General features: G+C 72.4%; 33 protein-coding genes and 1 tRNA gene. 16 read left to right on the forward strand and 18 right to left on the reverse strand.

The window, feature by feature from the left end; translation table 11 throughout:
* Positions 1–13 precede the first annotated feature (13 nt).
* The gene (gene egtB / locus H288_RS0127660; protein WP_020095823.1) at positions 14–1282 is read right to left on the reverse strand and encodes an ergothioneine biosynthesis protein EgtB; all 1269 of its coding nucleotides are present in this window, start codon (positions 1280–1282) and stop codon (positions 14–16) included.
* A 294-nt stretch (positions 1283–1576) separates the two neighbouring features.
* Here egtB and murI point away from each other — a divergent pair, with 294 nt between their 5' ends.
* Together murI and H288_RS0127670 are read left to right on the forward strand one after the other, a co-directional pair.
* Complete coding sequence (gene murI, locus H288_RS0127665) at positions 1577–2452, forward strand: glutamate racemase (protein ID WP_020095824.1); 876 nt, start codon at positions 1577–1579, stop codon at positions 2450–2452.
* 113 nt (positions 2453–2565) lie between these two features.
* Positions 2566–3282, forward strand: a complete 717-nt coding sequence (locus H288_RS0127670; protein WP_020095825.1) for a cache domain-containing protein — start codon at positions 2566–2568, stop codon at positions 3280–3282.
* Positions 3283–3341: 59 nt separating this feature from the next.
* Here H288_RS0127670 and H288_RS0127675 read toward each other — a convergent pair whose 3' ends face one another.
* On the reverse strand, positions 3342–3533 hold the full coding sequence (locus H288_RS0127675) for a hypothetical protein (protein WP_020095826.1): 192 nt from the start codon (positions 3531–3533) through the stop codon (positions 3342–3344).
* 425 nt (positions 3534–3958) lie between these two features.
* Positions 3959–4171, reverse strand: coding sequence for a hypothetical protein (locus H288_RS0127680; RefSeq protein WP_020095827.1), 213 nt, complete (start codon positions 4169–4171; stop codon positions 3959–3961).
* A gap of 242 nt (positions 4172–4413) precedes the next feature.
* Between H288_RS0127680 and H288_RS0127685 the strand changes: the two genes are divergently transcribed.
* From H288_RS0127685 to H288_RS0127700, 4 genes are all read left to right on the forward strand, one after another.
* Positions 4414–4626, forward strand: coding sequence for a hypothetical protein (locus H288_RS0127685; protein WP_020095828.1), 213 nt, complete (start codon positions 4414–4416; stop codon positions 4624–4626).
* Between the two features lie 106 nt (positions 4627–4732).
* Positions 4733–4990, forward strand: coding sequence for a hypothetical protein (locus tag H288_RS0127690; RefSeq protein ID WP_020095829.1), 258 nt, complete (start codon positions 4733–4735; stop codon positions 4988–4990).
* A 133-nt stretch (positions 4991–5123) separates the two neighbouring features.
* Positions 5124–5765, forward strand: coding sequence for a DUF47 family protein (locus H288_RS0127695; RefSeq protein ID WP_020095830.1), 642 nt, complete (start codon positions 5124–5126; stop codon positions 5763–5765).
* A gap of 15 nt (positions 5766–5780) precedes the next feature.
* Entirely contained in the window at positions 5781–6767 is a 987-nt protein-coding gene (locus H288_RS0127700; RefSeq protein ID WP_020095831.1) for an inorganic phosphate transporter, read from the forward strand.
* Between the two features lie 30 nt (positions 6768–6797).
* On the opposite strand, the gene H288_RS0127705 is transcribed toward H288_RS0127700, so the two are convergent.
* The 4 genes from H288_RS0127705 to H288_RS0127720 all read right to left on the reverse strand — a co-directional run bounded on the left by H288_RS0127705 (position 6798) and on the right by H288_RS0127720 (position 9788).
* Complete coding sequence (locus tag H288_RS0127705; RefSeq protein WP_020095832.1) at positions 6798–7151, reverse strand: hypothetical protein; 354 nt, start codon at positions 7149–7151, stop codon at positions 6798–6800.
* An 84-nt stretch (positions 7152–7235) separates the two neighbouring features.
* Entirely contained in the window at positions 7236–7499 is a 264-nt protein-coding gene (locus H288_RS0127710) for a hypothetical protein (protein ID WP_020095833.1), read from the reverse strand.
* Between the two features lie 181 nt (positions 7500–7680).
* On the reverse strand, positions 7681–9054 hold the full coding sequence (locus H288_RS0127715; RefSeq protein ID WP_020095834.1) for a HAMP domain-containing sensor histidine kinase: 1374 nt from the start codon (positions 9052–9054) through the stop codon (positions 7681–7683).
* Complete coding sequence (locus H288_RS0127720) at positions 9054–9788, reverse strand: response regulator transcription factor (RefSeq protein WP_020095835.1); 735 nt, start codon at positions 9786–9788, stop codon at positions 9054–9056. Before H288_RS0127720 ends, H288_RS0127715 begins: the two co-directional genes overlap by 1 nt.
* 151 nt (positions 9789–9939) lie before the next feature.
* On the opposite strand from H288_RS0127720, the gene H288_RS0127725 reads away from it, so the two are divergent.
* Complete coding sequence (locus H288_RS0127725; RefSeq protein WP_020095836.1) at positions 9940–11019, forward strand: tartrate dehydrogenase; 1080 nt, start codon at positions 9940–9942, stop codon at positions 11017–11019.
* A 25-nt stretch (positions 11020–11044) separates the two neighbouring features.
* Here the strand turns inward: H288_RS0127725 and H288_RS0127730 are convergent, their stop codons facing one another.
* Entirely contained in the window at positions 11045–12100 is a 1056-nt protein-coding gene (locus H288_RS0127730) for a zinc ribbon domain-containing protein (protein WP_020095837.1), read from the reverse strand.
* A gap of 210 nt (positions 12101–12310) precedes the next feature.
* Between H288_RS0127730 and H288_RS0127735 the strand changes: the two genes are divergently transcribed.
* The 4 genes from H288_RS0127735 (at position 12311) to H288_RS36320 (ending at position 13709) form a co-directional block, all read left to right on the forward strand.
* Positions 12311–12772, forward strand: coding sequence for an anaerobic typically selenocysteine-containing protein (locus H288_RS0127735; protein ID WP_020095838.1), 462 nt, complete (start codon positions 12311–12313; stop codon positions 12770–12772).
* 22 nt (positions 12773–12794) lie between these two features.
* Positions 12795–13196: a DUF393 domain-containing protein gene (locus H288_RS0127740; protein ID WP_020095839.1), complete on the forward strand. Its 402-nt coding sequence runs from the start codon at positions 12795–12797 to the stop codon at positions 13194–13196.
* A 4-nt stretch (positions 13197–13200) separates the two neighbouring features.
* Positions 13201–13416, forward strand: coding sequence for a hypothetical protein (locus H288_RS0127745; protein WP_012317770.1), 216 nt, complete (start codon positions 13201–13203; stop codon positions 13414–13416).
* Between the two features lie 158 nt (positions 13417–13574).
* Positions 13575–13709 carry a hypothetical protein gene (locus H288_RS36320; RefSeq protein WP_267965754.1) on the forward strand — a complete coding sequence of 45 codons (135 nt, stop codon included), beginning with the start codon at positions 13575–13577 and terminating at the stop codon, positions 13707–13709.
* Positions 13710–14176: 467 nt separating this feature from the next.
* Here H288_RS36320 and H288_RS0127755 read toward each other — a convergent pair.
* Both H288_RS0127755 and leuC read right to left on the reverse strand, forming a co-directional pair.
* Positions 14177–14261, reverse strand: a tRNA-Leu gene (locus H288_RS0127755).
* A 67-nt stretch (positions 14262–14328) separates the two neighbouring features.
* Positions 14329–15741 (reverse strand): 3-isopropylmalate dehydratase large subunit, encoded by a 1413-nt coding sequence (gene leuC / locus H288_RS0127760; RefSeq protein ID WP_020095841.1) that lies wholly within the window; start codon positions 15739–15741, stop codon positions 14329–14331.
* 244 nt (positions 15742–15985) lie between these two features.
* On the opposite strand from leuC, the gene H288_RS0127765 reads away from it, so the two are divergent.
* Together H288_RS0127765 and H288_RS0127770 are read left to right on the forward strand one after the other, a co-directional pair.
* Complete coding sequence (locus H288_RS0127765; RefSeq protein ID WP_020095842.1) at positions 15986–16951, forward strand: 2-hydroxyacid dehydrogenase; 966 nt, start codon at positions 15986–15988, stop codon at positions 16949–16951.
* Entirely contained in the window at positions 16948–17853 is a 906-nt protein-coding gene (locus H288_RS0127770; RefSeq protein WP_020095843.1) for an AprI/Inh family metalloprotease inhibitor, read from the forward strand. Before H288_RS0127765 ends, H288_RS0127770 begins: the two co-directional genes overlap by 4 nt.
* Before the next feature lie 42 nt (positions 17854–17895).
* On the opposite strand, the gene H288_RS0127775 is transcribed toward H288_RS0127770, so the two are convergent.
* The 4 genes from H288_RS0127775 to H288_RS0127790 form a co-directional block, all read right to left on the reverse strand.
* Positions 17896–18510, reverse strand: coding sequence for a cytochrome b (locus H288_RS0127775; RefSeq protein ID WP_020095844.1), 615 nt, complete (start codon positions 18508–18510; stop codon positions 17896–17898).
* 67 nt (positions 18511–18577) lie between these two features.
* Entirely contained in the window at positions 18578–19144 is a 567-nt protein-coding gene (locus H288_RS0127780) for an NAD(P)H-dependent oxidoreductase (RefSeq protein WP_020095845.1), read from the reverse strand.
* 184 nt (positions 19145–19328) lie between these two features.
* Positions 19329–19988, reverse strand: a complete 660-nt coding sequence (locus tag H288_RS0127785; protein WP_020095846.1) for a methyltransferase — start codon at positions 19986–19988, stop codon at positions 19329–19331.
* 2 nt (positions 19989–19990) lie between these two features.
* The gene (locus H288_RS0127790; RefSeq protein WP_020095847.1) at positions 19991–21154 is read right to left on the reverse strand and encodes a glycosyltransferase; all 1164 of its coding nucleotides are present in this window, start codon (positions 21152–21154) and stop codon (positions 19991–19993) included.
* 137 nt (positions 21155–21291) lie between these two features.
* Here H288_RS0127790 and H288_RS0127795 point away from each other — a divergent pair, with 137 nt between their 5' ends.
* A complete protein-coding gene (locus H288_RS0127795; protein WP_043713252.1) occupies positions 21292–22503 on the forward strand; it encodes a DNA topoisomerase IB in 1212 nt (403 codons plus the stop codon).
* Positions 22504–22538: 35 nt separating this feature from the next.
* Here H288_RS0127795 and H288_RS0127800 read toward each other — a convergent pair whose 3' ends face one another.
* Together H288_RS0127800 and H288_RS0127805 are read right to left on the reverse strand one after the other, a co-directional pair.
* Entirely contained in the window at positions 22539–23225 is a 687-nt protein-coding gene (locus H288_RS0127800) for a response regulator transcription factor (RefSeq protein WP_020095849.1), read from the reverse strand.
* A gap of 212 nt (positions 23226–23437) precedes the next feature.
* A complete protein-coding gene (locus H288_RS0127805; RefSeq protein ID WP_020095850.1) occupies positions 23438–24334 on the reverse strand; it encodes a diguanylate cyclase in 897 nt (298 codons plus the stop codon).
* Between the two features lie 74 nt (positions 24335–24408).
* On the opposite strand from H288_RS0127805, the gene H288_RS0127810 reads away from it, so the two are divergent.
* Positions 24409–24765 (forward strand): hypothetical protein, encoded by a 357-nt coding sequence (locus H288_RS0127810; protein ID WP_026605347.1) that lies wholly within the window; start codon positions 24409–24411, stop codon positions 24763–24765.
* On the opposite strand, the gene H288_RS0127815 is transcribed toward H288_RS0127810, so the two are convergent.
* The gene (locus tag H288_RS0127815; protein ID WP_020095852.1) at positions 24737–25126 is read right to left on the reverse strand and encodes a hypothetical protein; all 390 of its coding nucleotides are present in this window, start codon (positions 25124–25126) and stop codon (positions 24737–24739) included. The genes H288_RS0127810 and H288_RS0127815 overlap by 29 nt on opposite strands.
* Positions 25127–25275: 149 nt before the next feature.
* Positions 25276–25506 carry a hypothetical protein gene (locus H288_RS0127820; RefSeq protein ID WP_026605348.1) on the reverse strand — a complete coding sequence of 77 codons (231 nt, stop codon included), beginning with the start codon at positions 25504–25506 and terminating at the stop codon, positions 25276–25278.
* A 306-nt stretch (positions 25507–25812) separates the two neighbouring features.
* Here H288_RS0127820 and ruvB point away from each other — a divergent pair.
* Positions 25813–26427 (forward strand): Holliday junction branch migration DNA helicase RuvB (gene ruvB, locus H288_RS32945; protein ID WP_020095854.1); only part of this gene is annotated, 615 nt, incomplete at its 3' end.

A 26427-nucleotide genomic window follows, 5' to 3' on the forward strand; every position in this document is an offset into this window, starting at 1 on the left:
GCTCCGGGGCGCGTCAGGCGGCGTCGGCGAGGCGCAGGCCGGTGAACTGCCAGCGCTGGTGCGGATAGAAGAAGTTGCGGTACGGCAGCCGGGCATGGCCCTCGGGGGTCGCCACCGACGAGCCCCGCAGCACGAACTGGTTGGCCATGAACTTGCCGTTGTACTCGCCGAGAGCCCCCGGGAGCGGCCGGTACCCCGGGTAGGGGACGTAGGCGCTGCGGGTCCATTGCCAGACGAGGCCGAAGGCGTCCGGCAGGCCGCCGTCGCGGGCCGCGACCTCCCACTCGAACTCGGTCGGCAGGAAGCGGCCGGCCCAGCGGGCGTAGGCGTCGGCCTCGTAATAGCTGACGTGGGTGACGGGGGCGTCGAGGTCCACCGGGCGCTCGCTGCCCAGCGTCATGGTCGCCCACCCCTCCCCGTCCCGGCGCCAGTAGCCGGGGGCCTCCCAGCCCTCCGCCGGTCCGGCATACCAGCCGTCCGAGAGCCACAGCTCCGGCTTGGCGTAGCCGCCATCCTCCATGAAGGCGAGCCACTGGCGGTTCGTCACCAGCGCCCGGTCGAGGCGGCCGGCCGGGATCAGCGTCTCGTGCCGGGGCGACTCGTTGTCGAACGAGAACCCCTCGCCCGCATGCCCGATCCACGCGATCGCGCGGTCGAGGGTGACCTGGCCGGCCTGCGCCGCCGCCTTCGGGAAGCGCCAGTCCGGGTCGTAGGCCGGGTTCAGCGGGTTCTGCGCGAAGGCGTGCAGGATGTCGGTGAGGAGGAGCTCCTGGTGCTGCTGCTCGTGGTAGAGGCCGATTTCCAGGATCGGCAGCACCGCCTCGAGCGCGCGCTCGGAGGCCTGGCCCAGCAGAGCCTCGACCGCCCGGTCGATATGGGCGCGGTAGGCCGCGACCTCCGCCATGGTCGGGCGGGTGATCATGCCGCGCTGGATGCGCGGCTGACGGGGACCGGCCGCCACGTAGTACGAGTTGAACAGGTAGTGCAGCCGCGCGTCGTAGATCGCGTAGCCCGGCAGGTGCTCCCGTAGCAGGAACTGCTCGAAGAACCACGTGACGTGCGCCCGGTGCCACTTGGTCGGGCTGGCATCGGCCATCGACTGGACCTGCTGGTCTTCCGGCGAGAGCGGCGCGGCGCGGCGCTCGGTCTCGCTCCGGACCTGCCGGTAGGCGGCGATCCAGGCGGCCCGGTCGATCGGCCGGGCCGTGACGTGCGGCGGCGGGAAGGCCGGTGTCGCGGGGTCGCGTCTCTCGTCCGGGCGCAGTGCGGCTGTCGCTGCCATGACGATGATCCCTTTTTTCGGGCCTGACCGAGAACCGTCTTCTCGACCCCGGCCGGCGCGCAGAAGATATGTTCCGGCCGTGTTCCGACAACCTCTGCAAGAGCGGACGCGGCGGCTTCGCGTGCGCCTGGTCGGCGCGCGGTCGCCGCTCGGCCCACCGGGCCTCTTCGCCGCGTCGGCGCGCCGGTTAACGGAACGGGTTGGGGATCACGGGTCTTTCTCTCGCCGCAGTGACACCGCCTTAACCCTCGCTGCCGAGATTTTGGGACGCTCTTCGAGGAGTCCGGGGTTCTCATGCGGATCGATCTGATGGCCGGGGCCAGCCTGTCCGCCGCCGCTCTGCGCTGCGCCGCAGAGCCGACCATCCTGGTGTTCGATTCCGGCCTCGGCGGCCTGACCGTCCTCGACGCTGTGCGGCGCGCCCGCCCGGATGCCCGCTACGTCTATGTCGGCGACGACGCCGCCTTCCCGTACGGCCGGCTCTCGGAGGCGACCCTCGTCGCCCGCGTCCTCACCGTGATGGAGCGGCTGGTCGCGACCCACCGGCCCGACCTCGTGGTCATCGCCTGCAACACCGCCTCGACGCTGGTGCTCCCGGCGCTGCGCCAGCGCTTCACGACGCCCTTCGTGGGGGTGGTCCCACCGATCAAGCCCGCCGCCGAGGCGACGCGCTCGCGGCTCGTGACCCTGCTGGCGACGCCCGGCACGGTGGCGCGCTCCTACACCCACGACCTGATCGCGACCTACGCGGGCTCCTGCGCGGTGACGCTGGTCGGCTCGCAGAACCTCGCCGGCTTCGCGGAGACCGAGCTCGCGGGCGCGCCGGTGGACGACGCCACCCTCGCCGCCGAGATCGCCCCCTGCTTCGTCACCGAGGCGGACGGGCGGCGCACCGACGTGGTCTGCCTCGCCTGCACCCACTATCCGCTGCTGCTGCCGCGCCTCCAGGCGGTCGCGCCCTGGCCGGTGACCTGGATCGACCCGGCGCCCGCCATCGCCCGGCGCGTCGTGCAGCTGATCGGCCCCCTCCCCCGCGAGGCGGACCGGCACGGCTCGGCGCTCGGCGCCTTCACGGCCGGCACCTGCCTGACCGACGCCCTGCGCGCGGCCCTCGCCGCCCGGGGCATCGGCGACGTCACCGTGGAGGCGGTGCCGCTGCCGATGCAGTGAGGCAGTGCGGCGTCTCTCGCCCTGTCATCCCTTGTTCGGGTGATGACCGGTTCAGGCTGACAGGTCTCTCATTCCACCGGTTCGACACGTCATGTTGAAAGCGGGAGAGGCCGATGGCGTCCAGGGCTTCGAGACTGGCGATCCTCGCGCTGCTCGGACTGGGACCGGTCGCGCCGGCCCGGGCCTGCGGTGACGGTGAGGCTCCGGTATCCTGCGACGATCCGAGCCCGAATGGCTTCGCCTCCTGGATGCTCGGCCGCGTCGATCGGGCCCTGAAAGCCGACCGGACCCGGGCGCTCCAGGACTTCACCGACGGCACGCGCGGGTTCCGCACCACCGACACCTACGTGTTCTGTATCGATGCGGACGGCGTCATGACCGCCCACCCGAACCCGATCTTGAAGGGGCACGACGTCCGCGACCTGCACGACCGGACCGGCCACCACTTCATCCGCACGATGCTGGACACGGCCAGGCCCGGCCAGATCTCGGTGATCCGCTACCTGTTCCCCAAGCCGGGCAGCACCGTCGAGGAGCCCAAGACCACCTACTACACCCGGGCCGGGGACCAGACCTGCGCGGTCGGCGTGTACGACGCCGACGTCGCGGCCCCGACGGTCGCGACGCCCGAGGGCCGCGTCGCCCTGCTGCGCCAGAAGCTCGACGGCCAGATCCCGAGCAGTGCCCGCGCGGACTGGACCGCCTTCCTGGAGGCCCTGAACGCGCAGGGCGACGAGAAGGCGACGGCGATCGCCGAAGCCCGGCGCGAGCTGAGGGCGGCCGCGAGTGCGCTGGATCAGGCCGGGCTCGGCGCGGCGCGCGGCGAGTAGGCGGGGCGGCCGGGGGCGGCTCGGGCGCCGCGTCGGGGTCGCCTTTCAGGCCGTGCCCGTCACCGCAGGATCTGGGCGCCCGCGATCTGCGCCGTGGCGACCGGGGCCGCGTCGGCCTCGGCGGGCACGACCAGATGGACGAACAGCATGCCGGCCGCGACGATGAGCGCCAGGGCGAGGATGCGCCACAGTTCCAGGATCGGCTCCTGCGCCGGGGCATCCTGAATCGCTCGGTTCGTCTCGCTCGGCATCGCTTCCGCTTTCCCGCCTGTGACCCTCCGGATCGGACACCCGGAGGATGAACGCTTGGTAAAATCCGCCCCGATCGGCCCGGCCCGCCGAGGCGGGCTCGGCGGGGAGCGGGGGGCCGGCGTCGGGATCGTCGCCGCCACCGCGAGGCAGAGGGAGCGGGCGCTGGCGATCGCCTCGCCGACCGGGGCCGTGTCGCAGCGGAATGGGGCCGCAGCGGGACGGGCCCGGTCCCGCGGCGTGCGGTGCCGCACCCGCTGACGTTGCGGCCGGGGCGCGGTCCCGGTCACGAGGCCGAGCGCGGAGGCCGCACCCCGTCGTCTCGGATTCACCCGCACGTCCCGGAAGCGAGAGGGACGGGCTCGGGTGAGACGTCGATGGCCGGCGCGGATCCGGGCCGGTCCCGGCGCCGGCAGGTCCGGTCGACCTACGCGGCGGCCGGCAGGGCGGCGACCTCGCAGCTGTCGGCGCGCAGGCGCCAGTCGACCACCCGGGCCCCCGCGCAGAGCAGCGCCTTGGCCTGCCAGACGGCCGACACCTCCGATGGCGCCCGGACCAGGATCGCGCGCTGCCGCACCCGGTGCTCGTGGCCGGTATCGTCCGCGACGGTCTTGTAGAAGGTGACGCGATAGAGGCGCATGGTCCGGGCTCCGGTTGGGCGCGGGGATCGTGGGAGACCGGGGCGGCGCGCGCATTGATCCCGCGCAAGGACGGGACGCCCGCCACGCGCGCGGGCGTCGCGGGTGGGCGCAATCAGTTGTCGACAGTTGAATACGGGGCGATACAGGGCGTTGATTACATTCGCGGGAATGGTCTAGCTTCATCAGCAATCGTCCGCAGTCCGGAACGGTCCGCGGCGGGGCTCCAGACCGGGAGTGCCTGATGTTCGAGAGCGTGTTCTGGGGTGCGGTACTCGTCGCGCTGATCGGTTCGGCCGCGCTGGTGGCGATCGGCGCCAGCGTCCAGCCGCGGTTGGGTCGCAAGATGGAGATGGACGCGCGCCTCGCCGATCCGCGCCGCACCTTCGGGCGCAAGCGGCGCTGGGCGCGTCCGCCGCGGACGATGCGGCGCCCCGGCCTGCTCCCCATGCGGTGACGGCCGCTGCACCAAAGACGTACATCTCCCGCCGCCGGCTCGCGTGATAGCTACCTGTTCACTGCGGGAATGCAGTGTTCACGCCGGGCTGGAGGGATCGGTACTGATGAGCGTGCGTCAGATTTGTGATCAGGTTCGGATCGCCGAGCAGGCCTTCACCGCCGCGCTCGGCAACATGAAGGCCGCAGGCCTGCGCGAGTCGCTGACCCGCGAGCTCCAGGAGATGGAGAGCGCCGAGATCGACGCCGGGCAGGACGCGGCCGCGGCGCGGTCGGCCTCCTGGAAGCGGGTCAAGATGCTGCACGGGCTCGGCTACCCGGTGGATTTCGGCTGGCTCCACGCCGCCGCCATCCCGGTCCGCTGAGCGGCGCCGGCCGGCGCCGCCCCGCTGGCAGATTGTTTGCCGGCTCCCGGATCGGGTCGGCGCTCTCGCCCGTTGTGCCTGCCGGGTGCCGTCGCACCCGGCCGCCGCGCCGACCTCTCGATCCGGACACGCCATGCTGGCTTGGTTTCGCGCCCTGATGCCGCGGGAGGACCGGTTCTTCGATCTCTTCGAGCGTCACGCGCGGACGCTCGAGGACGGCGCGGCCGCCCTGCGAGGACTTCTCGACGGGACTCAGGCCGTCCCGTCGGCCTACGCGGCGATCGCGGCCCACGAGGACGCGGCCGACGGGATCACCCGCGAGGCGCTGCTGGCGGTCCGCCGGACCTTCATCACGCCGTTCGACCGCGGCGACATCCAGGCCCTGGTCGGCTCCCTCGACGACGCCATCGACCAGATGCTCAAGACCGCCAAGGCGGTCCAGCTCTTCGAGGTGACCACCTTCGAGCCGGCGATGCGCGAGATGGGCGCGGTCATCCAGGAGGCCGCGCAGGTCACCGCCGAGGCGCTGCCGAAGCTGCGGGCCCTCGGCGAGAACGCCGCCGCGCTGAACAGCCTGACCGAGCGCGTCATCGAGCTGGAGGGGCGGGCCGACGACCTGCACAATGACGGGCTGAAAGCCCTGTTCAAGGCCTCGGGGCGGGACCCCATGGCCTTCCTCGTCGGGTCCGAGCTGTACGGCCACCTGGAGAAGGTCATGGACCGGTTCGAGGACGTGGCGAACCAGATCAGCAGCATCGTCGTCGAACATGTCTGAGCCGCAGGTCGCCGCGTGACGCTCCTCGTCGTCCTCATCGTCCTCGCCCTGGTCTTCGACTTCCTGAACGGGCTGCACGACGCCGCGAACTCCATCGCCACGATCGTGTCGACGCGGGTGCTGGCGCCCCGCTACGCCGTGTTCTGGGCGGCGTTCTTCAACTTCGTGGCCTTCCTGGTCTTCGGCCTGCACGTCGCCGGCACGGTCGGCTCGGGCATTATCGACGTCGCGACGGTGGACGACCGGGTCATCATGGGCGCGCTCGGCGGCGCTATCACGTGGAATCTGGTCACGTGGTACGCCGGCATCCCGTCCTCCAGCTCCCACGCCCTGATCGGGGGCCTGCTCGGCGCCGGCATCGCCAAGGCGGGGGTCGGCGTGATCGTCTGGCCTGGCGTCATCGCCACCAGCGCCGCCATCGTCCTCTCGCCCGCCCTGGGCTTCGCCCTCGGGCTGCTGCTGATGCTGGCCGTCTCGTGGATCTTCGTCCGCTCGACGCCGCACGCCGTGGACCGCGTGTTCCGGGGCCTCCAGTTCGTCTCGGCCTCGCTCTACTCCCTCGGCCACGGCGGCAACGACGCCCAGAAGACCATGGGCATCATCGCGGCCCTGCTCTACGCCCACGGCGAGAGCGGGGCTTTCCACGTGCCCCTCTGGGTGGTGCTGTCCTGCCAGACCGCCATGGCCCTCGGCACCCTGATGGGCGGCTGGCGCATCGTCCACACGATGGGGTCGAAGATCACGCGGCTGTCGCCCATGCAGGGGTTCTGCGCCGAGACCGGCGGCGCCGCGACGCTGTTCGCCGCGACGGCCTTCGGCATCCCGGTCTCGACCACCCACACGATCACGGGCGCCATCGTCGGCGTCGGCGCCGCCCGCCGGGTCTCGGCGGTCCGCTGGAACGTCGCGCAGGGCATCGTGATCGCCTGGGTGATCACGATGCCGGCCGCGGCCCTGGTCGCGGCCCTGACCTACGCGGCGTCGGGCCTCGTCCTGCCGTAGCGGACGGGCGCGGCCGGATCCGGCACGGGGTCACCAGCGATGGTGCCAGCCGCCGTGGTGCCAGCCACCGTGCCAGCCCCGATGCCAGCCGCCGCGCCATCCCGCATGCCATCCCCCATGCCAGCCGGCATGGCGGAAGCCGCCCCAGCGATAGCCGCCGCCCCACGCGAAGCGTCGGTGCCAGCGGTAGCCGTAGTGCCACCGGTCGCCGACGCGCGGATAGACCGGAACGTAGACGAACGGCCTGTAGCCCAGATTCGGCCGGCACCAGCCGTAGACGTTGCGGTGGAAGCCGGGCCCGCAGCCGTCGCGCGCCTCGGCGCTCGAGCCGGCCAACAGAACCCCCGCGGCGAGCGCCACGGGCAGGACGAGAGTGCGGATCATGATTCAACTCCGGGAGTGTCTCCACGGGAACCCGGCCGCGGGGCCGGACGCGGAACGGGGGACGCGATCGAGCGTCCCGGCGTCTCAGTTCGGCCAGCAGCGGCGGCCGTAGGGGCCGATGTGGAAGCCCGCCGGGCACGAGCGGCCGCGGATGTAGCCGCCCCACTGGCCGCCGGTGCGGCAGCCGCCGTACGGGCCGCGATGGCCGTAGGGACCGCAGCCGCCGTAGACCTGGATGATCCGGGCGCCGTCGGCGCCGTCGGAGACGGCGTCCTGCACCAGCGGCAGCGCCGAGGCGGGCACCGCGAGGCTCACGACGAGGGCGGCGGGAGCGAGAACCTTCAACATCGGTGATCTCCTTCTGCTCGATCGGTCAGCGCGGCCCGGGGCCGGCTGCCGCCGCCGGGACGGAGGATCCGCCGCGGCGTGTGAGCGAAGGTTCGTCCGCGCGCGCTGCCCGGATGTGACCGGGGAGCGCCGTCCTGTAACGATGTGTAACGGCCGGTTGCGGGCCCGTTGCGGCCCGCCGTCAGGACAGGCTCGGCAGGGTCACGACGAGCCGCGCGCCGCCGTCCGCGCCGGCCTCCGCCACCACCGTGCCGCCGTGGGCCTCGGCGATCTGCCGGCTGATGGCGAGGCCCAGGCCTGTCCCGCCGGTCTGTCGGCTGCGCGAGCGCTCGACCCGGTAGTACGGGCTGAACACCGCCGTCCGCTCCGCCTCGGGAATGCCCGGCCCGTCATCCTCGACGACGATCCGGCACACCGTCCCGGCCCGGCTCACCCCCACCGCCACCGAGGAGCGTCCGAACTTGACGGCGTTCCCGATCAGGTTGGCCACGACCCGGCGCAGGGCGACCGCGTCACCGGCCACGGTGGCGTCCCGCACCTCCTCGCCGGTCAGGCTGATCGTGGCGCCCTGGGCGGCGTGCTCGGCCACCTCGACGGCGACGAGATCGGCGAGATCCACCGGCGCCCGGGTCGCCTCGACGGCGGTGCCGCGGGCGAACCCCAGGGACGCCTCGATCAGCTCGGTCATGGCGTCGAGATCCGCCACGAGCTTGTCCCGGAGCATCGGCTCCGCCACCACTTCGGCGCGGAGGCGCAGCCGCGTCAGGTAGGTCTTGAGGTCGTGCGAGATGGCGCCGATCAGCAGCGAGCGCTCGGCCATGAGGCCGGCGATCCGCTCCTGCATGCCCTGCACTGCCTGGGCGAGACGCCGGATCTCGGGCGCCCCCCGGGGCGCGCTCACCCGCTCCGGGGCGCGGCCGTCGAACCGGGAGACCGCGTCGGTGAGGCGGCGCAGCGGTGCGAGTTCGTGGCGCGTGCCGACCAGGACGAGACCGGCCGCCGCGGCGCCGAGCACCGCCACCCAGAGGCTCAGCGGCTGGCCGAACAGCCACGGCATGAGCGAGCGATGATGCTCGGCCGCGCTGATCACGGCGTACCGGCCGTCGGGCAGCCGGTAGGTCGCCAGCGCGAGGCGTCCGATCGGCCCGGCGCGCTCGGCCTGCGCGATGTTGGCCGGATCGACGCCGCGGCGCAGCAGGGCGGCGTCGGTGTAGGCCTGGACGCGGTCGGCCGGCTCGGCCGTCATCCGCCGGATCCGGGTTTCCAGGCGGGGCTCGCGGATCAGGTCGACGGTGTCGGGCGGCGCGTCGACGATCTCGGCCCGCAGCACCTCGCCGCTGACCGCCTTCAGGATGGCCGGCCTCTGGGCGGGATCCGCGTCGCGCAGCAGCGTCATGATGCCGGCGGCCTGGTCGACCCGCGGGAAGCGCGAGCCCGAGGGCAGCCGCTCCTCCCGGCGCTGCCAGTGATCCAGGGCCACGGTGGCGAGGACGAGCAGGGAGAGGGCGCCGAGCAGGAGCAGCATGATGCGCCCGAGGAGCCCGACGCGGCCCATCACGGCGTTCCGGAGCGGACCGGAGCGGCCAGGATGTAGCCGGCATTGCGCACGGTCTTGAGCAGGGACGCGGCCTGACTGCCCGAGGCGTCGAGCTTGTGCCGCAGGCGGCTGACCTGGACGTCGATGGTGCGGTCGAAGGCGTCAGCGGTCCGGCCCCGGGTCCAGTCGAGGAGCTGGTCGCGCGAGAGCACCCGCTGCGGCCGAGTGACGAAGCAGTGGAGCAGGTCGTACTCGGCGCTGGTCAGCGGGATCTCGGCGGCGGGATCGCCGGTGATCACGGTGCGGGCCGCGAGATCGACGACGAGGTCGGCGACACTGAGACGCTCGGAGGCGGCCGCGGCGGGATGGCCGCCGGCGCCATGGGCCCGTCGCAGGACCGCGCGGATCCGGGCCAGCAGGACCCGCGGGTTGAACGGCTTCGAGACGTAGTCGTCGGCGCCCATCTCCAGGCCGAGGACCCGGTCGATGTCCTCGTCCTTGGCGGTCAGCATCACGACGGGCGGCCCACCGGCGTCGCGGAGGCGGCGGCAGATGGAGAGGCCGTCCTCGCCGGGCAGCATCCAGTCGAGGACGACGAGGTCGGGCGCGGGGCCCGCCGCGATCAGGCGGTCGAGGGCCGCGCCGCCGTCGAGGGCGACGGCGCGGAACCCCTCGCCCTCCAGGTAGCCGGCGAGAAGGGCGCGGATGTCGGGATCGTCCTCGACGATGGCGATGGTGGTGCCCTCGTGCATGCGGCGAGCATAGGGGCGGCCGGTGGCACGGCAACGCGAAACTGCACAGTGTCACAAAACGTTACACGTCCCGATCCGGACACCGAGCCCGCGCCCACCGTCACGCGCTCGCTTTCTCGTCTCGCCCCCGAAGACACACGAGAAGACACCCATGACGAAGACCTACACCATCGCGGCCATCCCCGCGGACGGCATCGGCGTCGAGGTCATCGCCGCCGGCATCGAGGTGCTCGACGCGCTGGCCGAGAAGACCGGCTCCTTCGCCTTCCAGTTCGACCATTTCGATTGGGGATCGGACTACTACAAGAGGCACGGCGCGATGATGCCGGCCGACGGCCGTGACCAGATCCGGAACCACGACGCGATCTTCTTCGGCGCGGTCGGGGCGCCGGACGTGCCCGACCACATCACCCTCTGGGGCCTGCGGCTCGCGATCTGCCAGCCCTTCGACCAGTACGCCAACGTCCGCCCGACCCGGATCCTGCCGGGCATTACCAGCCCGCTGCGCCACGTCTCGGGTCCGGAGCTCGACTGGGTGATCGTGCGGGAGAACTCGGAGGGCGAGTACGCCGGCGTCGGCGGACGGGTCCACCAGGGCCATCCCAACGAGGTCGCCACCGACGTCTCGATGATGACCCGCTCGGGGGTCGACCGGATCATCCGCTACGCGTTCGAGCTCGCCCGCTCCCGCCCGCGCAAGCTCCTGACCGTCGTCACCAAGTCGAACGCCCAGCGCCACGCAATGGTGATGTGGGACGAGATCGCCGCCGCGGTCGCGAAGGACTTCCCGGACGTGACCTGGGACAAGATGCTGGTCGACGCCATGACGATGCGCATGGTGACGAAGCCCGAGACCCTCGACACGATCGTGGCGACGAACCTGCACGCGGACATCCTGTCGGACCTCGCGGCGGCGCTCGCCGGGTCGCTCGGCATCGCGCCGACCGCCAACATCAACCCGGAGCGGACCTACCCGTCGATGTTCGAGCCGATCCACGGCTCGGCCTTCGACATCGCCGGCAAGGGCATCGCCAACCCGGTCGCGACCTTCTGGACGGCGTGCCAGATGCTGGAGCACCTCGGAGAGAAGCCGGCGGCCGACAGGCTGATGCGCGCGGTCGAGCGGGTCACCGCGGATCCGAACCTGCACACGCCGGACCTCGGTGGCACGGCGACGACCCGTCAGGTCACCGACGCGGTCATCGCGGCGATCCGGGGCGACAACGCCTGAGGCGTGCCCGGGTGCCCGGGCGGCGTCAGGGCGCCTCGCTCGCGAGATCCGGGCTCCGGGTGCCGCAGGCCCGGCAGAAGCGCTCGAAGGTGCTCTTGCGCTGCGCGCAGGACGGGCAGTGCGCGAAGATGCCGAGCCCGCAATGGGGGCAGAAATTCGTGCTCGCGTCGTCGAGGGCGATCGGCCGCTCGCAGCCCGGGCACGCCTTCTTGGCGAGGCGCGCCAGGGCCTGGTCGGTGGCGATCTCGGTCCGCCGCTCGGCGTCCGGGCGCGCCTCCACCACGGCCTGCCGGGCGCGGTAGGCGTGCAGCGCGTTGATCGCCGCCCGGCCCGCGACCAGGGTGACGATCACGCCGACGCCGTACTGCACGTAGCCGCCGTAGCTCGGCATGTAGGGCACGAGCTCGACGAAGAACGCGAAGGCCGCCGCGAAGGCGAAGCCCCACACGAAGGGCCAGTTGCGGGTGCGGCGGCGCTTGAGCAGGAGCCATCCGGCGAGGGCCAGCAGCGGCAGCGTCAGGGCGAGGCGATAGCCGAAGACGCGCAGCTCCTGGCCGCGCTCGGCCGCGTCGAGGCGCGTCTGCGCGGCGGCCCGCAGATCGGTGTCCACGCGCAGCTGCGCCGCCTCGCTCTCCGACAGGTCGAGCCCCGTCCGCGCCAGGGCCGCGAGCCGCTCCTCGATGGTGCGCTCGGCGGCCTTCAGCGCGTCGAGCTGCTGCGTGCGCGCGATGAGCCCGGGATCCTGGTCGACCCGCTGCGTGGCGTCGCGGGTCTTCAGCCAGTTGGCGAAGGTCTCGCGCGCGCCCTCGGAGGCGGCCTGCGCAGCCTCGAGGGCGAGCTGGTCCTGCTCGACCGTCCGGCGGTTGTCGTCCTGCTCCCGGCGGATCTGCTTGAGGGCCTCGGCCGACGCCGTGCCCTGGTCGGTGTCGAGGAACTGGTCGAGGGTGTAGCGGTGCTCCACCTGCGGCAGATCGCCGACGACCAGCGATCCGAGTCCGATCAGGAACCACGCGAAGACCAGCGCGACGAGCCAGAGCGCCAGCGTGAACCAGCGCTCGGAGAGCCTTGAACCGGACCGCACGCGAATCGACCTCACTCAAAACCGAAGCGGGTCCTTATACCGCGTGACGCCCCCGGGATATGCCGGCTGATCCGGCGGCGGGACCCGCGGGCGCGATCGCTGGCATCCGCCCGGGTGCGGCGTTGCGCCCGGGAACGTCGCTGACCGCGCCGCCTTTCCCGGCGGTGTGCTCGGCGGAGCGCGCTGCCCCTCCAATCCGGACGTATCGACATGCTGACACTCGCGCGCGGATCGGCGACGCTCCTGGCACTCTCTGCTGTCCTGGCCGCAGGGCCGGCCCTGGCTCAGGGCAAGCCCCTGCCGCCGCCCGCCACTGACGCGATGCCGCCCGTGGAGCTGACGATCAGCCTGAAGGACGGCAAGCCGGTCTGCGACCCGGCCGAGCTCAAGCTTCCGGCCGACACCAACGTCGCGCTGAAGATCGTGAGCAGCGCCGACGCGCCGGTGACGATCACCGCGCCCGGGCAGTTCGAGAACGGCCTCGTGCTGCACGCCGACGGAGACCTCGTGCATGTCGCCAGCGAGAAGGGCTACACGGTCAAGCAGAACGGCAAGGGCACGCTGCGCCTGCGGACGATGAAGGCCGGGCAGGAGGAGTACGCCTGCACCAGCACGCGCAACGCCGACGCGCCCTTCAAGGGCAAGCTCGTCCTGAGCCCGCCCGCGAACTGAGCCCCTGAGCACCGGCGCGGCCATGGCCGAGGATCGCTCCGACGGGCGGCTCAGCATCTACTACGACGGCGGCTGCCCACTGTGCCGGGCCGAGATCGACCAGTATCGCCGGTGCGCCGGCGCGGACCGGCTCGCCTTCGTCGATGTCGGCTCCGGGGCGCCCGAGCCGGCGCTCGGCGCGGATCTCGACCGAGCCCGGGCCCTGCGCCGTTTCCATGTCCGGACCGCGGACGGGCAGCTGATCTCCGGCGCCGCCGCGTTCGTGCGCCTCTGGCAGACAATGCCCGGCTGGCGCTGGCTCGGCCGCCTGGTTGACCTGCGCGTCCTCGGTGTCCGGCCGATTCTGCCGGTCGCCGAGCTGGCCTACCGGCTGTCGCTGCCGCTGCGGCCGCGCCTGGCCCGGCTGATGGCCCGCCGCCGGTGAGCCGATGGCGACCCGCTGCGTCCACTATGTCGGCTTCCGGGACGACCGGTACTGGAACGCCTACCGGATCTTCGGCGGCCCGCGCGTGATCCACCGGCGCTGGGATTTCTACGCGACCCGCGACGTCGGGCCGGACGACGTGGTGGTGTTCGCCGAGGGTGACGAGACGCAGCCCGTCGCGGACAGGAACGCCACGGACCTCGACGAGCGCTGGCTGTAGCGGTCACGCGGGGCGTGCCCCTGCCGGGAAATGGGCTCCCGCGGATGCCGCCGCGTCTCCGTGCCGGAGGAAACCCCAGCACCTTAAGAGGTATTGCGTCCCCACAACAATTCGCGAGAGTAGCGGTGAGCTTCCACTCGCAATCGAGGAGGTCCGCGGTGGTCGAGATCCGTATATCGGAGGACAACGACGGCCGCTGGACGGTCTACGCGCCGGGGCTGGTGGTCACCGATCTAACGCACGAGGAAGCCCAGGCGTTCGCGGCGAGCTACCGGCGCGTCACCGCAGCGTGATCGGGAGAAGCCGGCGCGGCCGTGCCGGCGGGTTTGCGTGGATCCCCGGAGGGATGTCACGCCGCCGCGAGCACGGCGCTGTCGCAGCGCGGGGCACGAAAAAACCGCCACGGCCGGAGCCGGGCGGTTCGAGGTGATCTCGCTGGGGGAATGTCGAGACCTCGTCTACGCGCGGGATGGCAGCGCGGTTCCGGTCTCCAGGTCGAACGGTGCCCCCTGAGGCCCGGACGACCACTCCTACCGCCGTGCCTCCTCGCCGCTCCGTGATCGCATGGCTCGCCACAGCCGAGGAAACGGCGGCACAGCGCCGGGGCCGGTCGGTCGAACGGGGCGACCGATACGCGGACAGTGGGTCGGGCTTTGACGGCCCGAGAGGCGGGACGGGCGCCCGCATCCTCGGTCCGCAGATCCCGCACCCCAGAAACAACAAAGCCCGCCAATGCGTTGGCGGGCTGCTGTCAGGCATTTGGTGCCCAGGAAAGGACTCGAACCTTCACCTCTCGCGAGACTGGTACCTGAAACCAGCGCGTCTACCAATTCCGCCACCTGGGCTCGCCGTCGGCCATCGGCCGGCGACGGCTCCGTTTAGGCAACGGAGCCGCCGGCGTCAATCGCGATTTCAGCCCTGCGGCCACTCCCGGATGTCGACGAAGTGTCCGGTGACCGCCGCGGCCGCCGCCATGGCTGGGGACACGAGGTGCGTGCGTCCGCGGGGACCCTGGCGGCCCTCGAAGTTGCGGTTCGACGTCGAGGCGCAGCGCTCGCCCGGACGCAGCTTGTCCGGGTTCATGCCGAGACACATCGAGCAGCCCGGCTCGCGCCAGTCGAAGCCCGCCGCCTTCAGGATCTTGTCGAGACCCTCGGCCTCGGCCTGCGCCTTCACGAGGCCGGAGCCCGGCACGATCATCGCCGAGACGCCCTCGTGCACCTTCCGGTCGCCGACGACCCGCGCGACCTCGCGCAGATCCTCGATGCGGCCGTTGGTGCAGGAGCCGATGAAGATCCGGTCCAGGGTGATGTCGGTGATCCGGGTGCCCGGCGTCAGGCCCATGTAGGCGAGCGCCTTCTCCTTCGACTGCCGCTTGTTCTCGTCGGCGATCTCGGACGGGTCCGGGATGCGGCCCTGGATCGAGATCACGTCCTCGGGGCTCGTGCCCCAGCTGACGATCGGCGGCAGGTTGGCCGCGTCGAGACGCACCTCGCGGTCGAAATGCGCGCCGGCGTCGGTGACGAGGCTCTCCCAGTAGCGGCGGGCCGCGTCGAAGGCCGCGCCCTTCGGCGCCTTCGGGCGGTCCTTCACGTAGGCGAAGGTCGTCGCGTCGGGGGCGACCATGCCGGCGCGGGCACCGCCCTCGATCGACATGTTGCAGATCGTCATCCGGCCCTCCATCGAGAGCGCGCGGATCGCCTCGCCGGCATACTCGATGACGTGGCCGGTGCCGCCGGCGGTCCCGATCTCGCCGATGATCGCCAGGATGATGTCCTTCGCGGTCACGCCGGGCGGCAGCGTGCCATCGACGGAGACGCGCATGTTCCGGGCCTTGCGCTGCACCAGGGTCTGAGTGGCGAGCACGTGCTCGACCTCCGAGGTGCCGATGCCGTGGGCCAGCGCGCCGAAGGCGCCGTGCGTCGAGGTGTGCGAATCGCCGCACACGATCGTCTGGCCGGGCAGCGTGAAGCCCTGCTCCGGGCCGATGATGTGGACGATGCCCTGGCGGCGGTCGAGGGCGTCGTAGAACTCGATGCCGAAGTCTCGCACGTTCTCGGCGAGCGCCTCGAGCTGCGTGCGGCTCTCGGGATCCTCGATGCCCTGCGAGCGGTCCGAGGTCTGGACGTTGTGGTCCACGACGGCCAGCGTCTTCTCCGGATGGCGCACCTTGCGGCCGGCCACGCGAAGACCCTCGAAGGCCTGCGGGCTCGTCACTTCGTGGACGAGGTGCCGGTCGATGTAGAGGAGGCTGGAGCCGTCCGGCTGGACATCGACGACGTGGTCGTCCCAGATCTTGTCGTAGAGGGTGCGCGGGCTGGTCATCGGTCTTCGTCTTCGGCGATTGGGGTCGGTGCAGAACTCTCGCGATGATGCGTGGTCCTTAGTAGGCATCGCGCGCGGTTTTCGAAAGAGGCGAGCCCTGTGCCGGCCGAACGGCCGCCCGGCTGATCGGCGCGGTTGTCACCGCCGGCCGCTCCTGCGCGCTGGCGCCCCACCCCGCACAGGCTCTATGGCGGGACGGGGGAGGCGGCCGACACCGACGCGCGGCCGAACGAGGGAGTGAACGATGGCTGAGGCCCCGGTCGAGATCCTGTTGCTCCGGAAGATGCACCCGTTGGTGGAGAAGGCCTTCGCGGGGCGGTACGGGGTCCACCGGCTGGCGGAGGCCGCGAACCCGGAGGCCCTGCTCGCCGAGATCGGCCCGCGGATCCGGGCGCTCTGCGTCGGCGGCGGGGTGGACGGGGCGCTGATGGACCGGCTGCCGAACCTCGAGCTGATCGCGAATTTCGGCGTGGGCTACGACGCCGTCGACGCCGCTGGGGCGCAGCGGCGCGGCATCGTCGTCACCAACACGCCGGACGTCCTCACCGACGAGGTCGCCGACCTCGCCCTCGGCCTCACCCTCGCCACCCTGCGGCGGATCCCCCAGGCCGACCGCTACCTGCGAGACGGCCACTGGCCCAAGGCGCCCTTCCCGCTCACGGCATCGCTGCGCGGGCGGCGGGTCGGCATCCTCGGTCTCGGCCGGATCGGGCGGGCGATCGCCCACCGCCTGGAGAGCTTCGGCGTCGCGATCGACTATCACGGCCGCAGCCGGCAGGCCGACATACCCTACACATATCACGATACGCTGATCGGCCTCGCCCGTGCGGTCCACATCCTGATCATGGTGGCGCCCGGCGGTGCCGACACGCGCAACCTCGTGGACGCGGCCGTGCTGGAGGCGCTCGGTCCCGAGGGCATCCTGATCAACGTCGCCCGGGGCACCCTCGTCGACGAGGCGGCGCTGACCGCGGCGCTGAAGGCGGGCACGATCCTCGGCGCCGGCCTCGACGTCTTCGAGAACGAGCCGCACGTGCCCGCGGACCTCGCCGCCCTCGACAACACGGTGCTGCTGCCGCATGTCGGGTCGGCCTCCGAGCACACCCGCGCGGCGATGGCCCAGCTCGTCGTCGACAACGTCGTCTCGTGGTTCGAGGGACGGGGTCCGCTGACGCCCGTCGCCGAGACACCCTGGAGACCGACCGCGTGAGACAGGCTAAGGCCGCCCTGCTGGCCGCATCGGCGCTGATCGCGACCGCCGCGATCGTCCGGCCGGCCGCCGCCCAGGACGTGCCCGCCGCCACCGAGGAGGCCGCACCGCCGTCCCCTCCTCCGGCCGCGGAGACGCTCGCGGCGCCCCCGGCTCCGACCGCGCCGCCGAGCCTCCCCGAGAAGCTCGGGCAGGTGCCTGGAACCTGGGACCTGTCGCGGGACGGCACCAACCGCCGCTGCGTCATGACGCTGGTGCTCGACAGCGGCGAGGCGGGGCAGCGGCTGCGCTTCCCGGCCGGATGCCGACGGGCCCTGCCGGTCCTGAACGGGGTCGCCGGCTGGCTCTTCGTCGACGGGGCCGTCCGCCTCGTCGACCGCAACGTCCGCCCGGTCCTCGATTTCGCCAAGCGGCCGGACCAGCGCAGCCTCGTCGCCCAGGCCGAGGGCGGCGAGCGCTACAGTCTCGTTCCCCTCGACATCGTCGCGATGCGGCCGGCCGACGCGGCGGCGGCGCCCGAGACCGCGCCGACGGATCCGGCGAGCCCGGCACCCTCCCCGCTCCAGACCGCGGCCCCGGTGCCGGCCGAGCTGCAGCCGCCGCCGACCGCCTCGACCGCCTCGGCGGGGCCGGCGCCGGGGCTCTACGCCCTCGACCGCTTCCAGCAGCGCGATACCTGCCGGATCAACCTCGACGGGGTCGGCGGCGGCGTGCACATCGTCCCCGGCTGCCACGACAGCGGCCTGGAGGTGTTCGATCCGGTGCGCTGGCGCTACGCGAAGGGCCGGATGACGCTGACCGCCAAGCGGGGCCACAGCATCGACCTCGTGCCGAGCGGCGACGGCCGGTGGCGGCGCGATCCCGAGGTCGGCACCACCTTCGTCCTGCGCCGCGTCGATTGAGCGCACCGCGCGACGGCGGCCGCGCGCTCGATGACGGGCGCGTCAGCGCGACGAGCCGCGCCCGTCCTGGACCGGCAGCATCCGCTCCAGCAGACCGTCGCGGCGGATCACCAAGTGCCACGCCGTGCCGGCGATGTGCAGCAGGACCAGGGCGTAGACGAGCCACTGGCCGAACACGTGGATCGACTCGAAGATCTTCTGCGTCGCGTCGTCCTTCGGCAGTCCCGGGATCGTGAACAGCCAGAAGTACGGCGTGTCGCGCCCGGACAGCGCGCTCAGCAGGTAGCCGCTGATCGGCATGATTAGGAAGATCGCGTAGAGCAGGAAGTGGTTGACGCGCCCGATCAGCGTCAGGAGCCGGGGCGCATGCGGGTCCGGCGGCGCCGGCCGGATCATCCGCCAGAGGATCCGCACAACCACGATCGCGAGGATCGTCAGGCCGACCGACTTGTGCAGCACGAACATGCTGCCCTTGGCGGGTGTCGGCGGCAGGCTGATCGCGACCCAGGCGAGCGGCAGCACCGCCAGGACGAGGGCGGCGTTCAGCCAGTGCAGCGCCTGCGAGACCGGATGGTAGCGTGGCAGTCCGGATGCCGTGACGTAGGTGGCGGGCAGCGCGGTCGGCGCCTTGCCGGCCGTGAGCGGAGAGCCTGACATGATCCCTCGCGGAAGAGCGTGGTCCCCCTCCGATCTAGGGCCCGCCTCAGGCCGGGGGAGTCTTCCGTCAGCCGGATGCGCCGGACGAGGCCGTCCGCGACACGTCGAGCAGGGCTGCGAGTTCCGCGGCCGCGGCGCGCAGCCGGATCGCCACGGTCTCGTCGACGATGCGGCCGTCCACCAAGTCGTCCGACCCGGCATAGACCGAGGTCGGCGCGACGTGGGCCGCGAAGAAGCCGAACAGGGGTCGGAGCCCGTGCTCGACCACCAGGGCGTGGCGCAGGCCCCCGCCCGTCGCGGTCAGCGCCACCGGCATGCCGATCATCCGGGCCGGGTCGACGAAGTCGAAGACGTGTTTGAACAGCCCGGCATAGCCGCCCTGGTAGACAGGCGTCCCGACGATCAGCGCGTCCGCCGCCTCGATCGCCTCGACGAGGCGCGCGGCGGGCGCCGAGAGATCGTCGCGCTGCGTCGCGCCGAGGCCCGGGCCGGCATCCATCAGGTCGTACACGGCGAGGTCGATCCCGCGCAGGCGACCGAGTTCGGCGCCGAGGGCCTCGACCAGGATGCGGGTGCGCGAGGGTCGCTTGGCGCTGCCCGAGAAGGCGACGACGCGGGCACGGCTGGGCTTCACACTCGACTCGACACTCACCACGAAACCTTCCGCCGCAGCACGCCCTGATCCGGGACTCCGAACACCCTGGCGCATGCGCGGCACGCGACGCGGGTCGATTCGACGGTAACGCATTCCCGCGCCGGATAAAGCCTCGGCGCGGCCGCGCGGGCGGCGGTTCGGCGGGACCATCTCGGCGGATCCGTCATCCGCGGAGCCGCCAGACGTGGCTGCGCTTGATCTCGGAATCCTCCAGCGCGCGCGAGACCGGAACCTCGTAGGTCGCGAGGCAGTCGAGGCGGTCCCGCGGAAGGTAGGTGCGGCCCGGATCGCCGATCAGCACGGTGACGCCGCGCGCCTGCAGGCGAACGAGCCAGGCGGTCACGGCCTCGGCGAGGTCGCGCTCGTAGAACACGTCGGCCGCCAGTACGAGGTCGGCCCGGGGATCCGTGGCGAGGAGATCGTCGGCGATCGCGGCGACGCGGTCGCCGACGCCGTTGGCCGCGGCGTTGAGCCCGATCGCCGCGACGGCGAAGGGGTCGAGGTCGCTGGCGACGACGTGGCGCGCCCCGGCGCGGGCCGCCGCGATCGCGACGAGGCCGGACCCCGAGGCGAAATCCACCGCGCGCGCGCCGTCCGCGACGTCCGGGTTGTCGAGGACGTAGCGGGCGAGCGCCTGGCCGCCCGCCCAGGCGAACGCCCAGAACGGCGGCGGCAGCCCGATCGCCTGCAACTCCTCCTCGGTCCGCTGCCAGAGATCGGTCGCCTCGTCGGCGACGTGCAGGCGGATCTCGGGCGCGTGGGGGACGGGCAGCAGGCGGGTGTTGGCGCGGATGAAGCCGGCGGGATCGTCCGGTGCGCGCACGGTCAGGCCTCCAGCAGGTCGCGCCACACGGCGCGGACCTGGTCGGTCACCGCGGTCTCGGTGAAGCCCCCGGTCTCGATCCGCGCTCGCGCGGCCGCGCCCAGGCCGGCGACGAGACCGGCATCGCCGCTCAGGCGCGCCAGGGCGGCGGCCAGAGCCGGCGCGTCGTCCGGGGGAACGAGCAGGCCCTCGACGCCGTCGCGCACGAGGCTGCGGCAGCCCGGGACGTCGGACGCGACCAGCGTCCGGCCGCAGGCGGCGGCCTCCAGCAGCGTCCGCGGCAGGCCCTCCCCCCCGCGCGAGGGCAGGCAGGCGACGTGGTGGCCGGCCCAGACCCCCGCGACGTCGGTCGTCGGCCCGTGCCAGACGATGCCGTCGCGGCTCCAGGCGCGCAGGGTGTCGGCGCCGATCGCCCGCCGGTTCGACGGGTCCGGCGCGCCGTACAGCGCCAGCTCCACCGGCGCGCCCTGGCTCCGAGCGAGGCGGACGGCCTCGACGGCGACGTCGATCCCCTTCGACCACAGCATCCGGGCGACGACGGCCACCCGCAGCGGCGGCATCGGCGGCAGCGGCTGCGGGACGAGGATTGCGGGATCGACGCCGGCGCCGCCCACCACGGTCACCGACCGGTCGAGCGGGTCCAGGCCCAGGGCCAGGGCGTCGTCGGGGTTCTCGAAGAGGAAGCGCGTCCGCGACGAGGCCAGCGGCCCCCGGATCAGCGCCCGCAGGGCGAGGCGCGCCGCCCGGCCGAGGCGGTCGCTCCGGGCGCCGACGAGGCCGAGGCCGGTCAGGGCGAAGACGCGGGACGGGATGCCCGCCATGGCGGCGGCCGTGCCGCCGACCAGGATGCCGCGCAGGGCGATGCAGTGGACGATGTCGGTCTTCAGCGCCTTCAGGATCGCGGCGAGCTGCCCGGCCGCGTAGCCCGCGGCCATCGGGTTGAGGCTCGCCCGCTCGGCCTCCAGGTTGACGACCTGCGCGCCGGTCGCCTCGATGGCGGCCCGGTGGAGGCGGACCCGCGTCACCACCGCGACCGAGAGACCCATGCCGACGGCGGCGCGGGCCATCGGAAGGAAATGCGAGGCGAAGAACCAGTCCTCGGTCACCACGAAGACCAGGCGGCGCATCGGAACGGGCAGGTTCCCGGGTTCGGCATCGGACTGCATCCGTCCCCTCTAGCACGGCGGCGGGGCCCGTCCTGCGACGGATGTGCAGGCCCGGAACGGCGATCCCGTGCCGCCGGTTGTCCAAGGCCTTCTCGCCGGGCGAGGCAGCCCGGCGGCGTCGATGGGAGGGGCTGTTCATGGCGTGCGTCGAGACGGCGGAGAGCGGCGGAGACCTCCGCGCCGCGGCCGAGGAGGCCGGGCTCGTCTACGTCGATGACGGCCGGCCCGGGCTGACCCGCCGCCGCAGCGGCACCGGCTTCCGCTACTGCGACGCGAAGGGCGCGCCGGTGCGCGACAGGGCCGTGCTGGCCCGCATCCGCGGCCTCGCGATCCCGCCGGCCTACACGGATGTCTGGATCTGCCCCCGCCGCAACGGCCACATCCAGGCGACGGGCCGCGACGCCAAGGGGCGCAAGCAGTACCGCTACCACCCGGACTTCCGGCAGGCGCGGGAGGCCAACAAGTTCTCGCGGATCATGGCCTTCGCGGACGCGTTGCCGGGCATCCGCCGGCGCGTCGACGCCGACATGAGGCGGCCGGGCCTGCCCCGCGACAAGGTGCTGGCCACCGTGGTCCACCTGCTGGAGACCACGCTGATCCGCGTCGGCAACGACGATTACGCGCGGACCAACAAGAGCTACGGCCTGACGACCCTGCGCGACCCCCACGTCCGGATCGAGGGTTCGGCCCTGTCGTTCCGCTTCAAGGGCAAGAGCGGCAAGACCTGGGACGTGTCGCTGAAGGACCGGCGGGTCGCCCGGATCGTCAAGGCGTGCCAGGACCTGCCGGGCCAGGAGCTGTTCCAGTATCTCGACCCGGACGGCACCCAGCGCGACGTCACCTCCTCGGACGTGAACGCGTACCTGCGCGAGATCACCGGCGAGGATTTCACCGCCAAGGATTTTCGGACCTGGGCCGGCACGGTGCTGGCGGCGCTGGCGCTGCGGGAGTTCGAGAGCTTCGACAGCGAGGCCGGAGCCAAGCGCAACATCCGCGCGGCCATCGAGAACGTCGCGGGCCGCCTCGGCAACACGCCGACGATCTGCCGCAAGTGCTACATCCACCCGCAGATCCTCGACTGCTACCTGGAGGGCGGCCTGCTCCTGCAGGTGAAGGACGCGGTCGAATCGGAGCTGAGCGAGGACCTGTCGAGCCTGCGGCCCGAGGAGGCGGCGGTGCTGGGACTCCTGCAGGCGCGCCTCTCTGCCGCCGAGGACGCCGTCAAGGCCGGAGGTCGGGTCAAGCCGGCGGGCGCGCGGAAACGCGGGGCGAAGACGCCAGAGCGGTCCAAGAGCGGGACGGCGGCCAAGCGCGCGTCCGGAGCCCGGAAGGCGGCCGCGGCCGCTTAGGGGGGCGGTCTCGCCGAGATCGCCCGATCCCCCTCTCAGTGCCGGGACTGGTTGTCGTTGCCCGAGGACCGGTTGTCGGTGCCGCGCCGAACCTGATCGCTGGAATCGACCACGGGGGCCAGGCCGAGCTGGCGGGCCAGCGAGACGAGGTCCTTGAGCCGGCCGGTCTGGGTCTTGCGCCGCAGGTTGAGCCGGTGGGTCTCCACCGTGCGCACGCTGAGCGCCAGCCGCCGCGCGACCTCCTTGTTGCTGAACCCGGAACTCAGAAAGCGCAGCACCTCGGCCTCGCGGGGCGTCAGCCCGAGGCTCTCGCCGGCCTCCGGCGGCATCGCCACCGGCTGCTCCGGCGGGACCAGCACGTCCGAGCCCTCCGCCAGCGCCAGCAGCGCCGCGCCGAGGTCCCGCGGCGACTTGGAGCGCGCCACGAAAGCGTCGGCGCCGGCGGCCAGCAGGGCGCGCAGGTCGTCCGCCGTCAGCGCGCCGAAGGCGACCAGCGTGCGCAGCGCCGGCTGGCGCTCCTTCAAGGCGACGATGCGGGCGATCCCGTCGGCCAGCCGGATCTCGTCGAGGAAGACCAGGGCGACGCTGCTGCCGGCGTCGGCGCGATCGAGATCGGCCTCGCCGATGGTGTGGAATTCGGGCATGTGCTCGAGGGTGGCGCGAACCGTCGCGCTCAGGTCCTCCGGCTCATCCAGGATCAGGACGCCAACGGCCGTACTCATGACCTCGCACCTCTCTCTCCCGGCTTGATACAGGCGGCCGGGATCGAAGGCGAAGTTCCAAGATCCGTTCCAGCAACAACTCGCGAATATTAAGCTTTATATTGGCCGAATCGCTCCCCAGAAACGGATACTCGGCGAATCAATGCGCCGATCTGGGACGACGGTGGGACACCGCTCGACGGACTGTGCCGATCCGGGACGGGCGGTCCGGCTCAGCCCGCGACGGCGCGGATACCCTCGCTGTGATCCGGCACCACCCGGTTCCGGCCGCCGCCCTTCGCCGCGTAGAGCGCGACATCGGCCCGCTTGACCAGGGCCTCGACGCTGTCGCCGTCGCGCCACGTGCTGACGCCGAAGCTGCAGCTCAGCGCGATCGGACCCCGCGTCCCGCTGATCCGCAGGGCCTGGACGTCGGCGCGCAGGCGCTCGGCCTGCGCCACGGCCTCCGCGAGCCCGCGGCCGGGCAGGATGACCGCGAATTCCTCGCCGCCGAGGCGTCCCGCGATCCCGGCACCGGCGATCAGCTCGGCCACGGCCTTGATCGCCACGTCGCCGACATCGTGCCCGTGCTCGTCGTTGATGCGCTTGAAGTGATCGATGTCGAGGAGGATCGCCGAGACGGCGCCCGGCCTCGGGTCCCGTGCCGCGGCGGCCCGCGCGCGCTTGAAGAAGGCGCGCCGGTTGTAGGAGCCGGTCAGCGGGTCCGTCTCGGCGAGGCGGATCAGCTCCTCCTGCATGGTGGTCAGGCGCTCGGCCGCGCGCAGGCGCGCGTTCAGCTCCTCGGCGCTCGGCGGCTTCTCGATGAAGTCGTCGGCGCCGCTGTCGAGGGCCTCGGCCAGGCTGCGGACGTTGCGGGCCGACGACATGGTGATGACGTGCAGCGGCCCGCGGGATTCGGCGAGGAGCCGGGCCGACCAGCAGAGTTCGAGCCCGCAGAGCGGCCGCACCTCCAGGCTGGTGATGAGGACCCGGACCGCGGGCGTCGCCGCCAGGAACTCCAGCGCCCGCTCCGAATCCGTGAACGGGTGCACCGCGTGGCCGCGCGGCTCGATCAGGGACGCGATGATCTGCAGCACGACGCGGCTCGAGTCGACGATGACGATCTGCATGGCCTGACCCGCACCCGATATCCGCGGTGTAAGCTGGAAGGCTTAACCGCCCCCCAACGGAGCTGAACCCCGGTATGAGCGTGGCCATTACCACTCCGGATCGGCGCTATATCGTTGTCCGGGCGCGTCTGTGGCGCCGCGCGAATCCCGACCTGTCGGAAACTTGTCGGGCCGCGCTGGTGCAGCGCCTGATGGCGGCGCGCCGGGGCGTGAAGGAGGCCAAGCGGGCCGAGCGCGCGGGCGAGCCGGGCGCCGCGGAGGCGCTCGCCGCCGCCAGGGCCGAGGTCGATGCGGCGAAGGTCGGACTCGGCGAGCGCGGGCCGGTCTGGTGGACGGACGGCGCGCCCGACCTCAACCGGCACCTCGTCCGCAACACGCCCTACGCGGCGTGGTTCGCGACGCTCAGCGCCGGGGAACCTGAACCGCGATGACCCGGGCCCCGGCGACCGGGTCGGCCCCGACGGCGCGCGCGCCGCGGCGGCCGTAGGGGGCAGCGTTGATCACCGTCAGGGTCGGCTCGGCCGCCGGAGCGGCCTGGATGCCGGTCACCGTCGGGACGCCGTAGGTGCCGTAGCTCCAGGGCGTAGGCACGATCTGGGTCGGGCGCGGCACGCGGGTCAGCGGGGCGCCGATATAGGTGCCCCGCACGAACTCGCCGGCAAAGCCCGGATCGGCGGCGTAACCGGGCGCGTAGGCGACCGGAGCGTAGGGATCGGCGCTCCGGAAGGTCTGCGCCGACGCGGGCGCCGCCGCCGCCAGAGCGAGCAGGGTCACGATCGTCCGGTTGGCCATGGGTCCGGCTCCGAGGGGTGTCGGCGGGCGCGGTGCGCGCCGGGTGCGGGGCCAACAGACCGGATCACCGGCCGTTCCGCGTCTCCAGTCGCGCAGAGTGCGTAACGGTCCCGTCATGCCCAGCAGATCGGCCCCCGGGTGCGCACCGGTCAGCGGCAGGTGGTGATCCGCCGGACCACCCAGCCCTCGCCCTCGATCCACAGACGGCGGCGGGCCCGGCTGCAGGTGACGTCGTCCTCCCGCTCCGCCGATACGGGATGAACCTGCGGGTTGGCCTCGGCGACTTTGGTCTCGGCCGGGCCGTTAGCGGCCTGGGCCGCGAGCGGAACGGCGAGCATGACGGTGCCGGCTGCGGCGGCAGCGATCGTACGGAGTTTCATCGGGGAGAAGCGCCCTGCGGCCATGCTTGGAGGTTTGGTCCAGGAATGCGCGGGCCGGCGGTTCGGTTGCATCCCGGTTGTGTCGATCGCGACGGCCCGTGCGCTCGCTCACATCGCCGGTGGCGCCACACGGGCTGACGCCCGGCCACGACACCTGGCCACGACACTTGGCCACCTTGCCCGGCCGCGGCGCTTAGACTTCCCGGCTTTCACGGGTAAGGAAGAACAAAACCGGACGCGCCGGTGCCCAGCCGTCCTGCGATACCGCCCATCGCGGGCCGCGGCACGGTCCACGAAGCAGGGTTCATGAGCAAGTCGAAGCCTCCGACCAACGCGCTCCTGACACCGGAGAAGCGCACCGAGGACGTCGATCAGACGATCCGCCCCCTGAGCCTGTCCGAGTTCATCGGTCAGCGCGCGGCGCGGGCGAACATGCAGGTGTTCATCGAGGCGGCGAGGAAGACCGGGCAGGCGCTCGACCACGTGCTGTTCGTCGGGCCGCCGGGCCTGGGCAAGACCACGCTCGCGCAGATCGTGGCGCGCGAACTCGGCGTGAACTTCCGCTCGACCTCCGGGCCGGTCATCGCCAAGGCCGGGGATCTGGCCGCCCAGCTCACCAACCTGGAGGAGCGCGACGTCCTGTTCATCGACGAGATCCACCGGCTCAACCCGGCGGTCGAGGAGATCCTCTACCCGGCCATGGAGGATTACCAGCTCGACCTGATCATCGGCGAGGGCCCGGCGGCGCGCTCGGTCAAGATCGAGCTGCCGAAGTTCACGCTCGTTGGCGCCACGACGCGGGCGGGGCTGCTGACGACGCCGCTGCGCGACCGGTTCGGCATCCCGATCCGCCTGGAGTTCTACGAGATCGACGAGCTGGAGCAGATCGTGGCGCGCGGCGCGCGGGTGCTGGGTCTGGGC

The organism is Methylobacterium sp. 285MFTsu5.1, from assembly GCF_000383455.1.
Lineage (GTDB): Bacteria > Pseudomonadota > Alphaproteobacteria > Rhizobiales > Beijerinckiaceae > Methylobacterium.